11 protein-coding genes and 2 pseudogenes are annotated in these 13,914 nt (G+C 64.4%); 6 read left to right on the top strand and 7 right to left on the bottom strand.

Annotation, left to right across the window (positions count from 1 at the left end; genetic code table 11):
* Positions 1-105: 105 nt before the first annotated feature.
* Positions 106-1,788 carry a putative bifunctional diguanylate cyclase/phosphodiesterase gene (locus ACZYX4_RS16260; protein WP_463877774.1) on the top strand — a complete coding sequence of 561 codons (1,683 nt, stop codon included), beginning with the start codon at positions 106-108 and terminating at the stop codon, positions 1,786-1,788.
* Here the strand turns inward: ACZYX4_RS16260 and ACZYX4_RS16255 are convergent.
* From ACZYX4_RS16255 to ACZYX4_RS16240, 4 genes are all read right to left on the bottom strand, one after another.
* Positions 1,775-2,197 (bottom strand): arsenate-mycothiol transferase ArsC, encoded by a 423-nt coding sequence (locus ACZYX4_RS16255; protein ID WP_463877772.1) that lies wholly within the window; start codon positions 2,195-2,197, stop codon positions 1,775-1,777. The two genes, ACZYX4_RS16260 and ACZYX4_RS16255, sit on opposite strands and share 14 nt — an antisense overlap.
* Positions 2,194-2,883 (bottom strand): arsenate reductase ArsC, encoded by a 690-nt coding sequence (locus tag ACZYX4_RS16250; protein WP_463877770.1) that lies wholly within the window; start codon positions 2,881-2,883, stop codon positions 2,194-2,196. Before ACZYX4_RS16250 ends, ACZYX4_RS16255 begins: the two co-directional genes overlap by 4 nt.
* Positions 2,884-3,032: 149 nt before the next feature.
* A complete protein-coding gene (locus ACZYX4_RS16245; protein ID WP_463877767.1) occupies positions 3,033-3,455 on the bottom strand; it encodes an arsenate reductase ArsC in 423 nt (140 codons plus the stop codon).
* A 55-nt stretch (positions 3,456-3,510) separates the two neighbouring features.
* Positions 3,511-4,185, bottom strand: coding sequence for an arsenate reductase/protein-tyrosine-phosphatase family protein (locus tag ACZYX4_RS16240; protein ID WP_463877765.1), 675 nt, complete (start codon positions 4,183-4,185; stop codon positions 3,511-3,513).
* Positions 4,186-4,230: 45 nt separating this feature from the next.
* On the opposite strand from ACZYX4_RS16240, the gene ACZYX4_RS16235 reads away from it, so the two are divergent.
* Together ACZYX4_RS16235 and ACZYX4_RS16230 are read left to right on the top strand one after the other, a co-directional pair.
* The gene (locus ACZYX4_RS16235; RefSeq protein WP_463877763.1) at positions 4,231-4,971 is read left to right on the top strand and encodes an aquaporin; all 741 of its coding nucleotides are present in this window, start codon (positions 4,231-4,233) and stop codon (positions 4,969-4,971) included.
* A gap of 256 nt (positions 4,972-5,227) precedes the next feature.
* Positions 5,228-5,512: a hypothetical protein gene (locus ACZYX4_RS16230; protein WP_463877761.1), complete on the top strand. Its 285-nt coding sequence runs from the start codon at positions 5,228-5,230 to the stop codon at positions 5,510-5,512.
* A 1,067-nt stretch (positions 5,513-6,579) separates the two neighbouring features.
* On the opposite strand, the gene dprA is transcribed toward ACZYX4_RS16230, so the two are convergent.
* Both dprA and ACZYX4_RS16220 read right to left on the bottom strand, forming a co-directional pair.
* A complete protein-coding gene (gene dprA / locus ACZYX4_RS16225; RefSeq protein WP_463877759.1) occupies positions 6,580-7,416 on the bottom strand; it encodes a DNA-processing protein DprA in 837 nt (278 codons plus the stop codon).
* Positions 7,416-8,313, bottom strand: a pseudogene (locus ACZYX4_RS16220) (IS5 family transposase). Before ACZYX4_RS16220 ends, dprA begins: the two are co-directional and overlap by 1 nt.
* A gap of 1,000 nt (positions 8,314-9,313) precedes the next feature.
* Between ACZYX4_RS16220 and ACZYX4_RS16215 the strand changes: the two are divergent.
* Together ACZYX4_RS16215 and ACZYX4_RS16210 are read left to right on the top strand one after the other, a co-directional pair.
* Positions 9,314-10,258, top strand: coding sequence for a DUF4258 domain-containing protein (locus ACZYX4_RS16215; protein ID WP_463877757.1), 945 nt, complete (start codon positions 9,314-9,316; stop codon positions 10,256-10,258).
* A 3-nt stretch (positions 10,259-10,261) separates the two neighbouring features.
* Entirely contained in the window at positions 10,262-10,486 is a 225-nt protein-coding gene (locus ACZYX4_RS16210) for a DUF2283 domain-containing protein (protein ID WP_463877755.1), read from the top strand.
* A 207-nt stretch (positions 10,487-10,693) separates the two neighbouring features.
* Here ACZYX4_RS16210 and ACZYX4_RS16205 read toward each other — a convergent pair whose 3' ends face one another.
* Positions 10,694-11,923 carry an IS110 family RNA-guided transposase gene (locus tag ACZYX4_RS16205; protein ID WP_463877873.1) on the bottom strand — a complete coding sequence of 410 codons (1,230 nt, stop codon included), beginning with the start codon at positions 11,921-11,923 and terminating at the stop codon, positions 10,694-10,696.
* 823 nt (positions 11,924-12,746) lie between these two features.
* Between ACZYX4_RS16205 and ACZYX4_RS16200 the strand changes: the two are divergent.
* Positions 12,747-13,914: pseudogene (locus ACZYX4_RS16200) on the top strand (RHS repeat-associated core domain-containing protein); the annotation flags it as partial.

Raw genomic sequence — 13,914 nt, 5'->3', positions numbered from 1 at the left:
ATTTCTGTCTGGTATGAACGATGCGTGAAATCCGTTGGTAGTGATACGTTGTGGCCTGGTCCGGGAGGCGCAGCCGTACTTGAGGACATTGGCGTCGAGGCGCGTGTGTTTCCTGCCGCAACGCTGCTGCTCGAGATCGACGGGTTGTTCCGGACCGACCGCGGCCTCCGTGCCGTCGCGATCGAAGATACCCAGGGTCACTCACTGCTGACACGCGACCAGGTGGAGAACGCAATGTCCGGTCCCTTGGGATTCGGGCGCGAACTCAGCTCGAGGGCACAGGCCTCGGACCTGCCGGCCCTGCGTTTCGAGTTGCCCGCGGATCTGGACCTTTCCGGTGCCGTCCGGATGATTCTGGAGCGTCCCGAGGAGATCCGGTATCAGGATTTCCTCGTCGTTGCCGAAGGACGCCCGCTCATCGTTTCGGTGTCGAAGGTTTTTGCCGGGCTCACTGATGTTTTCCGACATGCTGCCATGCATGACGCTCTCACGGGGCTGCCGAACAGGCGCATGCTCGAAGAGCACGCACCGGTGCTGACACAGAACACCGACCGGTCACGGATCGGGATCCTCTTTATCGACCTGGACGACTTCAAAGTCGTGAATGACACCTACGGGCACCGTGCCGGGGATGCTGTCCTCACCGAATGTGCCGCCCGCCTCGCCGCATGTGCGCGGCCTGCCGACATGGTGGTCCGGCTCGGGGGCGATGAATTCGCCGTTCTCCTGGTCGACGTGGACGAAGCCGTGGTCCGGGACGTCGCAGCACGGATCCTGACTGCGATGGACAAGCCCTTTGTCTTTGAGTCCTACCGAGTCACAGCCACGGCCACCATTGGACTGGCCATGGCGAGCGAGATCCCCGATGACGATGCGCTGACGCGTCTGGATGCGCTGCTGAGCCATGCCGACGGCGCGATGTTTCGGGCCAAGCACTCCGGAAAGGCCAGAATGGGACGCATGCGCGGGGCCCTGCCGATCCCGTTGGACAGGCGGTCCCAGATCCGGCGCAGGCTGCCGCTGGCCTTGGACGAGGGCTCAATATCCCTCCACTATCAGCCCTTGCTGGACGTCAAATCCGGCGCGCTGGACTCGGTAGAAGCCCTCATTCGCTGGGTTGACCCAGAAATAGGCCCCGTCAGCCCTGACGAATTCATCCCCATCGCGGAAGACACCGGCGAAATACACCGCATCGGCCGGTGGGTCGCAGACCGCGCCTGTGCCCAGGCCCGCCAGTGGCTCGACGACGGGACACCGCGCAAAATCGCAATCAACGTCTCACCCCGCCAGCTGGCAACCGGGGCCGTGGCCGCAGAAATCCGGGCCGCGCTGCATCGACACGGAGTGCGCTCCCGGTGGATGGAGGTCGAATTAACCGAAGGCACCTCACTTGTCGATGTTCCCGGCGCGACCCGCCAGCTGCGGGAGCTTATCGATGCCGGCGTCGGAGTCGCCCTGGACGACTACGGAACGGGTAACTCCTCCCTGGCCCTGATCCGTAAGCTGCCCCTGACCGCTGTCAAAATCGACAGGTCCCTGATTGCCGACATCGACACGGACGCGTTCGCGGCCGCAGTCATTGGTGCGCTGGTCCACGCTCTGACAACACTCGGGCGGCGGACCACCGCAGAAGGCGTTGAACGGCACAGCCAGCTTGAGGTCTTGCGCAGGCTGGGCTGCGATACTGCCCAGGGCTATTTGATCGGCCGCCCCGGACCTGCCTGCGATGTGCCCGCCGTCGGGCAGCTGATTCACATGACGGGGCCGGCACGGCCTAGGTGCCGGTGAGCTCCGCGTGCAGCGTCTGGACCCGGGCCTTGATTTCGTCCCGGACCAGGCGCATACGATCCATGCCTTCGATGCCGCGTTCGGAAGGCTCGTCCGTATCCCAGACCTCGAACCGCTTGCCCTCGGGGGCTTCCAGACTTGCTTCGTTGCCCAGGACGATGACGACATCGACCATGTCCACCACTTCGTCGGTGACGGGTTTGGGGTGTTCGCCGGTGATGTCGATGCCGAGTTCTGCCAGGGCGTCCACGGACTGGGGGTTCAGCGACTTGCCGGGTTTGGTCCCGGCGGAGTGCACCCTGACGGTCCCGTTTGCGAGCTGGTTCATGAGTGCTGCGGCGAGCTGGGACTTTCCGCCGTTCTTGCTGCAGACGAACAGGACGCTGGGCGAATACGGGGTCTCGGTCATGCGTTTGATTCTTCCTTGCGTAGGTCGGGATTCTGGAGCAGTGATGCGGCCAGCGCCTTGACCCGGTCGTGGATCTCGTCGCGGATGTTCCGCACGGCAGCGGTAGGGAGGCCGGCCGGGTCTGCCAGTTCCCAGTCCTCGTAGCGTTTGCCCGGATAGATCGGGCAGGAATCACCGCAACCCATGGTGATCACGACGTCCGAGGCGCGCACCACATCATCCGTGAGGGGCTTGGGGTAGTTCCTGGTCAGGTCCAGACCCATTTCGGACATCACCGCGACGACGGTGGGGTCCAGTTCGGCAGCCGGCAGCGAGCCTGCGGACCGGACGCGGATCCTGCCCCTGGCCTCGACGGTCAACATCGCGGCCGCCATCTGGGAGCGGCCGGCGTTCTGCACGCAGACAAAGAGAACTTCGGGGATCTCGGAAGCGATGGCTCCCTTGGATTTCGCCAGCGCGGTTAGCCGGTCGTTGGCGAAGTGCTCCGTGGTGGCCGGAAGGTGGGCGGTGATCTTCGCGGTCCGGGCCATGGCCGTGTACGTCTCGAAGACGTAGCGTTCGACGGTTTCAGCGGCAAAAATGCCCGCGAATTTGTCGGCCAACCGGTTGCTGATGCGTTGCAGCAACTCGGTGGGCTCCTGCAGCCCCCGGCCGGTTTCGTAGCGGTTTTCGTGCGGTTCAGTCATCTCAGCACTCCAAACGTGATTCATGGAAGGGAAGTTCGGATCAGTCTTTTCACCGGAGCGGCCTTGGTACAGTCCGCGGCGGGGTAGAAGGCGGGCAGGACCCGATGATGATCAGCTGCCTGGTGCCCACGTGCTCGGCACGGGCCGGGTTACGTGGCGACCGGCATGAGCGAGGCGATGAGGTCCTCGATGCGGGTCTTGATGTCGTCGCGGATCGGGCGGACGGACTCGACGCCCTGGCCGGCCGGGTCCTCGAGTTCCCAGTCCTCGTAGCGCTTGCCCGGGAAGATCGGGCAGGTGTCGCCGCAGCCCATGGTGATGACGACGTCGGATTCCTTCACGGCGTCGGTGGTGAGGACCTTGGGGATCTCGGCGGACATGTCGATGCCGAGTTCGGCCATGGCCTCGACGGCGGCCGGGTTGACCGTGTCGGCGGGCTGGGAGCCGGCGGAGCGGACCTCGATGGCGCCCCGGCCCAAGGTGGTGAGGAATGCGGCGGCCATCTGGGAGCGGCCCGCGTTGTGGACACAGACAAACAGGACGGAAGGCTTTTTCATGATTTCGATGCTCACGGATTCTCTCCTGAATCAGTTGGGTAACGGGTGAGAGCTGGCATTGTTGGAAAAGTTAGGCAGCGAGCACGCGGGGTGCGAGTTCATTAACCCGGTGGGCAATGTCATCGAAAGCCTTCTCGAAGGCTTCCTCGGTGCCCAGGCGCAGCGGATCCGGCACTGACCAGTGCACGCCGCCCAGTCCGCCCAGTTCCTCGTGGGCGTTGTCGCACACGGTCACCACCAGGTCCCCTTCCCCCGTCACTTGGTCCAGCGTGCGCGGAGGAAGGTCTGCGAGATCAACGCCGTGCCGGCGGGCGACATCGATGGCACCCCGGGCGATGCGGTCCGCGGGATGGGTGCCCGCCGACGTCGAGGGGATTTCGCTCACCTGCCTCCAGAGAACGGCGGCCAGCTGTGACCGCGCGCTGTTTCGCGTGCAGACGAAAAGAATACGGCGGGCTCCTTGTGCCGCACCGGGCACCAGGCCTTCCAAAGCGCCGGCAGCAAGCCGGATATAGCTGCGCCGCCTGTCGGCTTCGGAGCGGTGCCGGGCAGCCAGCCCTGCCTCTTCCAGTGCACGCAGGTGGTGGGACAACAAATTCGACGGCATCCCCAGCTCCGCCTGCAGCTCCGTCGGGGAGAGGTCTCCCAGGGTCAGCAGATCAACGATGCGCAGCCGCGCGAGATCGGCGAGGGCCGCGTGCTTAGCAACCCGCGCCCGGCTTCCGGTGATTGTCTCAGGATTCATTGACTCAATTTTGACTGAGTTAATTGTTTAGGTCAAGCTGTTGACATGACTTCCAACCAGCCGCCGCTGTGGCGCCGTGCCCTCGCTGAACTGCTCGGCACGAGCTTGCTCGTGACCATCGTCGTTGGCTCCGGAATCGCCGCGCAGCAGCTCTCCCCCACTGACGTCGGCCTGCAGCTGCTCCAGAACAGCACCGCCACGGTGCTGGGCCTGACGGTTCTGATTCTGATGCTCGGGCCCGTGAGCGGTGCGCATTTCAACCCTGTGGTTTCCGCCGCCGACTGGATCCTGGGCCGACGCAGCGGAGCTGGGCTGACGCTGCCGGAGTTTGGCACCTATGTGGTTGCGCAGACCATTGGTGCGGTCAGTGGCAGCGTGGTCGCGAACGCCATGTTTGAGGTGGGCACCTCGATCTCGGCCAAGGAGCGCGCAACCACCGGGCATCTGCTTGGTGAGGTTATTGCGACCGCCGGCTTGGTCCTGCTGATCTTCGCCCTCGCAGCCACCTCCCGCGGCGCTCTCGCCGCGCCGGCGGTGGGCGCCTACATCGGCGCAGCTTACTGGTTCACGTCCTCGACGTCGTTCGCCAATCCGGCCGTGACGGTGGGCCGCATCTTCAGTGACACCTTCGCGGGCATCGCGCCGGCCTCCGTTCCAGGCTTCGTCGTTGCCCAACTTGTCGGGGCGGCAGTTGGCCTTGGCCTGCTGCTCATCCTGTTCCCGTCCGCGGCCCGCACCGCGGATGAAGTCGTTCTGCCGCACAGTTCTGAAGCGGCCAACCCGTAGAGTTCGACAGCAGATGGCGGGATACTCGGGAACAGACACCCGGCCTTTGCGTTCACGACAGGTGCGTGTAACCCAGCCGCGTCATTCTGGAGTCAGGAGAGTAAACGCACTTGTGGAGGGTCGACCATGCACCTCGATGCAGACCGCCGGGTCAGGGCATGCACCGGGCTCTCCGCAGGGGACGAAATCGAGGCCTGATACGGGGGCCGGCTGTGTCATTGGGGCCCGGTCACAGAGCTGGCGCCCCGCAGCGGGCGTGTTCTGGATCATGGACCGGATCGGCGGCGGCGGCCGGAAGCTCCTGGATCTGGAGGATTTCCATATCGTCCAGGTACTGCCGCCACGCCAGTCACCGGCGGGCGCTGAAACGGACCTCGACAACTTCGTGGACGCCATCAAACGGCGCGCTGAGCTCATCCGGCTGAACATCCGCAGATTGCCGGTGGCAACCAGCTCGCACGGGTGCACTTATGATCCCCGCGCGAAGCTCAGCCATCCGGAACGACCAGCCCGACCCGGTCTGGCCGAGGATGTCCAGTAGTCTGTCCAGGATTTCCGAGGCCGGGACATCCGATTCCCTGTGGGGTGCGGACTCAAGGGAGATTCCAGTCCGAGATTTCGCCGGTTCCCACTCCGTGAGGCAGCTCGCCGGATCCACAAATGCGCAGATAAGGTGCCCGCCCGGCGGCGGCGTTACCGGGTGTTTACCGATGGCACATGAGATGCCGCGGGGATCATCGTCTCAGGGACTGCGCCACGCCGGCTCCCCACCGACCACCACTCGACCGTATTCACCGTGCTGAAGTCCGAAAACCGCTGCGTGCCCGGGTTCTGCGAAGCGTCGGGCGGGGGCTGCATCGGCGGCGCCCGCCCTCTGGGCGGCTTCGCGGGCCAATGCGTCGGGTTGAATCTCGATCAGTTCACCGCCTACGTTCCGGACGGTGAAGGCCCTTGCTCCGTCACGGCTTCCGCGAAAACTTGCGGTGATTGCGCATCGGGCCACAGCCGGTGGCGCCGTTCATGGCTTGCTCCCCGCTCGCTCATATTGAAGCCACTCTGGGCCGCCCCGCACAGGCCAAATCCCCACCTGGCAACAACGTCGAGTCATACCTGATAGTTGTTTTTTGGTTGCTGGCAAGCTCGCTTGCTCGGCGGCCGACGGAGGCCTGTCTACCCGCAGGGCAAGGGGCGGGAAATTCCCGGAGGAAATCAGCGACGAAGGAGCGCCGCAGGGAAATTTCGTGCGCCGCAGGCCCCGACGGAGGAGGGGCTATACGGGCCGGAGCGGACACGTACAATCCGTCAGGACAGCAGCCAGAACGTCGTAGACAGAACAGGGCCGGGGGCGGCGGAGCCCTGCGGAGCCGGCACTGGACCCACAGCCGGCCGCGCCAGCGGACGCCCTTTTCTGGGTGAGCCCTGCGAACCCTTCCATCAGCACCCCGGGTCTTCTTACGGCGCCACTGGCATCGGCGGCCGCGCATCCCTGGTCCCTGGCACTGCGTGTGCGATTGGCGGTTCGCCGCTGCCAACCCACCGCCCAAGCCGGCCACGACGGCGGACCGCCAGCGGTGACCGCCCCGGCGACGGGGCGGCCACGTGAAGGGACTAGTCTGCGAGCAGTTCGGCCAGTTCGGCCGCATCGGAGACCAGCACCGCCGTGCCTTCTTTCAGGAGCCGGTGGCATCCTGCGGAGTTGGGGCTGTGGACGCTGCCGGGGACGGCCGCGACGTGCCGGGCAATGGTTTCGGCGTGGTGGGCGGTGTTCAGCGCCCCTGAACGCCAGCGGGCTTCCACGACACAGGTCACCCCTGCGAGGGCGGCGATGATACGGTTTCTCAGCAGGAACCTGTGCCGGGTCGGGGCGGAACCGGGCGGGAGCTCTGAGAGGGTCAGGCCGTTGCCGTGGATCGCGGCCGCGAGATCAGCGTTACCTGACGGGTAGTCCCGGTCAAGGCCTCCGGCCAGAACCGCGAGGGTCGCCGGTCCTTCTCCCTGGCTTCCGGCCAACGCCGCCCGGTGCGCGTGCGCATCGATGCCGTAGGCGAGCCCTGAGATCATGCAGATTCCGTGTTGGGCCAGCCCGTAGGCCATATCTCCTGTCACGGCGGCGCCGTAGCTGGTGGAGTCCCGGGAACCGGTCAGGGCCACACAGTTCGAAGGTGCCGGGATGCCGTTGCCGATGTTGCCCCGATACCACAGCCCGTACGGGGCGTCGGGCAGATCGTCCAAGCCTTCCGGCCAGTGTTCATCCCCCGGAATAAGGAACCCGCCGCCCAGACGTTCGATGGTGGCCAGATCCTTCTCCGCGTCGACCTCCGAAACCCGCGGAGCCCACCGTCTCAACGCTTCTGACAGTTCTTCGACCGTGATCTCCGGAATGGCGTGTACGGGCTGCGCGCCGGTGGCAAGCCTCACCGCGGCGTACGCGCCGAGCCTGCCCACTAGGGCATGTCTCCTAATTCCTTGAGCCAGATGGTGATGGCGCGGAGGACGACTCCGCCGCGGTAGGTCAGGGCGAGCTTGTCGTAGCGGGTGGCGAGGCCGCGCCATTGCTTGAAAACGTTGAAGGACCGTTCGACGACGTTTCGTCGCTTGTAGGCTTCCTTGTCCAGCCCCACTGGTCTGCCGCCCTTGCTGCCGCGGCGTTTGCGGTTCGCTTCCTGATCGGAGCGTTCCGGGATCACTGCCTGGATGCCGCGCCGGCGCAGAAGCTCCCGGTTGGCCTTCGAGGAGTACGCCTTGTCCGCCAGGGCCCGGTCCGGGCGGGAACGGGCCCTGCCCGGACCCAGCCGGGGAACGCTGAGGGAGTCCAGGAGGTGCGGGAACATTGGGGAGTCCCCGCCTTGCCCGGGGCCAAGCAACATGACCAGCGGGCGCATCTTGCCGTCGCAGAGATGATGGATTTTCGTTGTCAGCCCGCCGCGGGATCTCCCGATTCCGTGGTCAGGCGGTTCCTCTAACAGATTCATGTAATTCGACAGGTCCCCCTGTGTGGCGGGGAAGGTTCGTGGCGTGCTGGTGGGCACGGTTGACCGTGGAGTCCACGGAGACTTCCCAATCGATCATCCCGGCCGCGTCGGCCTGCGCCAGGATCCGGGAGTGGATCTTGTCCCAGGTTCCGTCGCCGCTGAAGCGGCGATGACGTTTCCAGACTGTCTGCCACGGGCCGAAGGTCTCCGGCAGGTCCCGCCAAGGAATTCCCGCCCGGAAACGGTAGATGATGCCTTCGACGATCAGACGGTGGTTCTGGAACGGCCTCCCACGGCTCCCGTCGGAGCTGGGCATCAACGGTTCAATCCGCTCCCATTGGGCATCGGTCAGGACGGCAGTGCGCGACATGGTTCCAGCATGCCAAAGCAGACAAGAACCAATTGGGAGACACGCCCTAGGGCCCGGCCGACACGGTCGCCGGGTTCGAAGAGTCGGGTCAGGGCTGCGCGTGCAATGCGATCGTTCATGGGTTTCTCTCGTCCTTTGCTGAGGATCCGGCGGGTGGGGCGGCTTGTGGTGACCGGCCAGCGTCCACTCTCCCCCGGTCGTTTTTGCCTGCTGGCGGAGCAACGCGTAGCTGTGCCCGACGGAACCGGGGCAACCCGAAGGGCAAGCAGCGGATGGGTTGTGGGAGGAAATAAGCGAAGCGCCGACACAACCCATTGGCTGCGCGGCCGTCCGCAGGACGGTTGAGCCGGTGGAGCGGGCACGTACGATCCACAGGAATCTCAATGATGTTGTCAACGGACTCCTGCGGTCGGTTAGGGGGCGGCCTCACTCGGTCGGCGTTCCCCGAGTAGGGCTGCGGGACGTCTTTCGCTCATGGTTGTGTTCCTTCCAGGTGGGCGGGGGTGGCTTTGGTGGCCGGCCAGCTTCCCTTCTCCCCCGTTGATATTTGGCTGCTGGCGGAGCATCGCTTAGCTGTGCCCGACGGAGCCGGGGCAACCCGGAGGGCAAGCAGCGGATGGATTGTGGGAGGAAATAGGCGCAGCGCCGACACAAGGCATCGGCTGCGCGGCCGTCCGCAGGACGGTTGTGCCGGTGTAGCGGGCACGTACGATCCGCCGGACAGCAGCAATAAGAAAAGGATAAATGCTAGTGCTGTCAGAGCGCAGCGAGGCCCTATTTGTTCTTGTTGCGGACGGGATTGGGACAGCTGGTAACAACGAAACCGCATTGGCCATTCGCGATCTGTGCCTTGTTGCTTCTTGTGGCCCTCGCCTCGTTCGCAGCGCGTCCGGAACGTGGTCGAAATACGAAAGATCAATATGAACGGGGGCGCAGTTTCAGCCGCAATTCCTAGTAGGATCTCCCTGCGGGTACATAACTGACCAGATTTTGGGGGAAAATGAGTTCTGAAAACATTCGGTGGCATTCCGGTAGCGTCTCTTCGTTGTTGATCAAGACACTGACGGGAGTAGTGGCGTTCAGTTTGACTCTGGCCACGCTGCAGCCAGCCCATGCCGATGAGCCCGCTACAGCAGACGGCGACCTTAGCGCTTCTGCATCCGTCTCAGAAACCGAACTCTCGCTGCAAAGCTATGAAGCAGCCCTGGACTCCGAGCATTCCGCGGATGCCGCATACACTCCGGACAACCCGGCTGCGGACGTCAGCGTATACCTGAACGAAAGCGGCACGGCGACGGCTACGGCTCCGCTAGGAGGCAGTGACTCCATTACGGTCTCCCTCCCGGGTGAAACTGCTTCATCCACAAGCGGCAGCGGAGACCTGACGCTATTCGAAACGAATTCATCCTATGAGACGGCAGTAGAGAACGCAGGCGACGGGGCATTCCGGGCTCTGGTCCGAATAGAATCTGCATCTGCGCCGAAGGACTACCCATTTGATCTCGTGGTTCCTGAGAATTCCGAACTGATTTCGCTCGAGGATGGCGGCGTAGTCCTCCGAGGGCCGGACGGCAGCATGCTCGGCAGCTTTGCTTCGCCGTGGGCTAAGGACGCCGCAGGAACGGCAGTCCCAACAGAATTCCTGATCGAGAACAACCGATTGATTCAGAGGGTCCACTTCAGCGCCAACTCCGCTTTACCTGTTGTCGCAGATCCGTTCTGGCTTCCTGTCTTGTTCATCCTGGCCCACGTCACCCGGCATGCGGCTATGCAGGCTGCCTCGCGCGGCGTCAGTCAGGCGCTCATCCACCAAGTAATCCGCAACGGCGCCAAGTCCGCCGGGAACAAGGGGACATCCGTCTTTACCCAAGGATCAGGCACGAGCCGGATCCGGGTCATCGTTGACAACAGGACTGGCAATATCATCACCGTGACAAAGGGGTAGTCGATGAAAATCACCTATGACGAAGAAGCCGACGCCGCATACGTCCAACTCGTCGATGAAATCCACGATGGCGAAGCGTCGACCCAGGTCCATTCGATAGAGACACCCGGGCGGAAAGGCGAAATCATTATTGACTTTGATGCCGAAGGGCGCATCTTGGGCGTGGAGATTCTCGGGGCCAAGGACGTGCTGCGCGAAGAAACCCTCGCCCTGGCCAAACGTCTATAGCAGGCGTCGGCGGGCGCCCGCAACCGAACTCGCGGCTTCCGGGCGTCCGCGGTCTTCCGAGGCGGGACGGTGAATCCAAGAGACTAGTCCTGCAGCCGCTTATTTACGGCGCGCCGGCGGTCCTGATGGTCATGACGCGGCGTCCACGCTGTCAACGCCTAGAACGTCTGGAAGGGCGGGGTCCCGTATCTATAGCACCGTCGTCTGCTAGCTGGATCGCTGGATGGTTCGGGCGGCCGGCCGAGCCGTCGGGACCGGGGCCGGTGTGTAGGTGGTGCCGTCGCGGAGCATGGCCCAGAGGACGTTGAGTCTGCGGCGGGCGAGGGAGAGCATGGCCTGGATGTGGGTTTTGCCCTCAAGGCGTTTGCGGTCGTAGTAGGTCCGGGACGCGGTGCAGCTTTTCAGCGCCGAGAGGCCGGAGAGGTAGAAGACGCGCAGGAGCCGGCGGTCGTAGCGGCGGGGGCGGTGGTGGTGGTTGCCGGTGATCCTGCCGGAGTCCCGTGGTGCGGGGGCGAGTCCGGCGACGCCGGCGAACCGGTCCGCGGTTTCAAAGACCGTCAGGTCCCCGCCGGTGGCGCCGAGGAACTCCGCGGCGAGGACCGGGCCGAAGCCGGGCATGCTCAGCAGCACTTGGGTGTGCCGGTGTTCGGTGACTTTCTCGCTGATCAGCGCATCGAGTCCGGCGAGTTCCTCGTTCAGGGTGATGATTTCCCGGGCGAGGGCGGCGACGATCTGTTCTCCGAGGTGTTGGGCCGGGACGGTGGTGTGCTGGGATTTCGCGGCGTCGATGGCGGTCTGGGCGACCGCGGCGGAGGAGCGGGTGCCGTGTTTCTTCAGCCAGGTGTGCAGTCTGGTCTGGCCGGTGCGGCGGATCCCGTCCGGGGTGCGGTGCTTGGTCAGCAGCAACAGGGCGGCTTTGGAGCGGCTGTAGTCAAAGGCACGCTCCAAGGCCGGGAAGTATTCGAGCAGCTGGGCCTGCAGGCGGTTGATCGCCCGGACCCGGTCCGCGGATTTGTCCGCCCGCCGGGCGGTGAGGATCCGCAGCCCGGTGCTGATCTCATCCCCGGCACGCAGCGGCTGCAGGTCCCGGCGCATCCTGGCCTGGTCCGCGATCACGGCGGCGTCTTTCGCGTCTGTTTTGCCTTCCCCGCGGTAGAGCTTGGAGGCGTGGTGGACGACCCGGCCCGGGATGTAGAGGATGTTCTGGCCGTGGGCGACGAGGATCGCGATCAGCAGCGCCGGGCCGCCGTGGTTCAGGTCCGTTGCCCAGACCACCTCGTCCCCGTCCCCGAGTTTGAGGACGGTGGCGATGAGCTCGAGCAGGGCCGGTTCGTCGTTGGGGATTTTCTGCGAGAGCAGACGGTTTCCGCCGGCGTCAATCACGACGCAGTGATGATGGGCTTTGCCGGCATCGATACCGGCCCAAAGGTGCACCAAAACAGCCTCCAGTTCTGTCGTACGGGTCAAACCCGGCAGATTACCGCGCCGTCGTGTCCTTATCCGGCGATCATGTCGCGTCTCTCAATCAGCGGTCGGGTCATCGCGGGGACGCGGGCGGCCAATCCTTCGGAGCCGTCACGACCTGGATCGTCCGGACCACAGCAACAAAGCCATACCCGCCTCCCCGGGTAGCCACGACCCTACAACGGCCACGGAACCACCCGTCAACACCATAAGGACAGCAGCAAAAACAGGAAAACGCTTCTACAGCCCGAGCGAAGCGAGGTCCGTGCAGTAGACCTGGGCGCTGGCTAAGCGAGGCCGGCACCGGTGTCTTTGAGAATGGCGATCTCATTTGAGCCCGCTCGGAGCGGGAATCGCAGTTTGACCGGGGCCCCTGTCAGGGCCGCGTTCGGAGGCGCCCGGTACAGTGCGGGCAGGGACAGGTTCGGGCTCCGCGGGGTCTGATTGCCACTGTTGACAGAAATTGTAGAGTCACGTTGACGCGGCACCCATGTGGTGGCCCCGAATTGCTGCCGGGGCAAGGGGCCAGGGGCCAGAGGGCAATGGTGAGGCGATTACAGCCCGGTTTCCGCGCATTCCCGCCCTGGCTCGGTTTTCATCCGGCCCCGCCGCGACGGTCCGGTGTTTGTCACATCGAACCTTTCCGGGCCTTGTGCCGGGCGAAATCTTGGGTGATTGCGGATATTTCTTAACTCCAATCGCTTGCTAAATGTTTCAAGTGAGATTGATGATCAGCGTGTGCTCGCTGGGGGCTCGAAGTTGCTCGCTGGGGAGCACAACTTTTTGGGGGCGCAGCATGGCTGCAGCACGGTCTCTTCTGTCCGGTCTCGTTCTCTCTGCCGTGGTTCTGACCGGGCTGGCTGTCCCGGCCGGAGCGGCCCAAACACCCACAGTGGCCCGGCCACCGGGCACGGCGTTCACCATAGGCCCAGCGACGCTGGAGCCGGCCGCGTCCGTCCCGGCGAACCTCGGGGTGGCCACGAATCTTCCGATCAGTGACAACCTGCCGCCGGCCACGGGCCCGAACGGCCACCTGGCCGGGGACCGGTCCGCTGCCGCGATGGTGAGCCGCGATTTGACCGACACCATCAAACAGAGCTGGAACCCGACCACTGGCAATTTCCTGGTCACGGGGAAACTGCTGCACCTGGAAGGCCCTGGCCGGGACATCGATGTGTCCTGGCGGTACAACAGCATCAACGATGACCGGCCCACCTTGTCCGAGGGAACCTACGAATCCGGTCTGGTCATGGGGTCCGATAGTTCGCTGACCTATACGGCGGCGGACGGGGGAACGTACAAGTTCATGCCCAAGAAGGGCGGTGGGTGGACAATGCCGGCGGGGCTGAATGCCACGGTCACCGCGTTCGCTCCCGGTGCGGTGTCGTTGCGGTTCAACGACACCGGCTACACCAACGATTACGAGCAGTTCGGCGACGTCTTCCGTCTCGCGTTCGCCGGCACCCACTACAGCGCGGCCGCGGACCGGACCGCGTACGCCTACGATCCCGACGGGAGGCTGGCCACCATCACGACGGCCACCGGACGCCAGCTGCTGTTCGAGTACAACGACGACGACAACGCCGGCCAGCCCGACAAAATCATCAACCGGACCCTGAACCAGACCATCACGATCGAGTACGACATCGACGGCCGGATGAGGGACGTTCTCGACGCCGCTGGAACGGAAACCCGGCTCGGATACGCCAACGGCAAGATGGTGCTGGTCCGGGACGGTCTCGGAACGCGAAACGAGCTGTCCTACGACGGGAACGGCAAAGCCGCTAAGGTCATCTATGCCTCGGCTGCCGCCGGTCCCACCGGACCCGCGACCTGGACCTTCAGCACCGCCAAGGTGTGTTTCGTCAACTTTAAGTCGGCCATTTCGGCGGTAAGAATCAGGCCACGTGGGCTGGGTTTCCTGCCATTTCGGCGTTGGGTCTATTTCATCAGGGCGTTTTTGA

The organism is Pseudarthrobacter leeuwenhoeki (assembly GCF_055412885.1).
The sequence above is the reverse complement of the archived record's forward strand: the minus strand, read 5'-3'. Positions and strand labels throughout refer to the sequence as shown.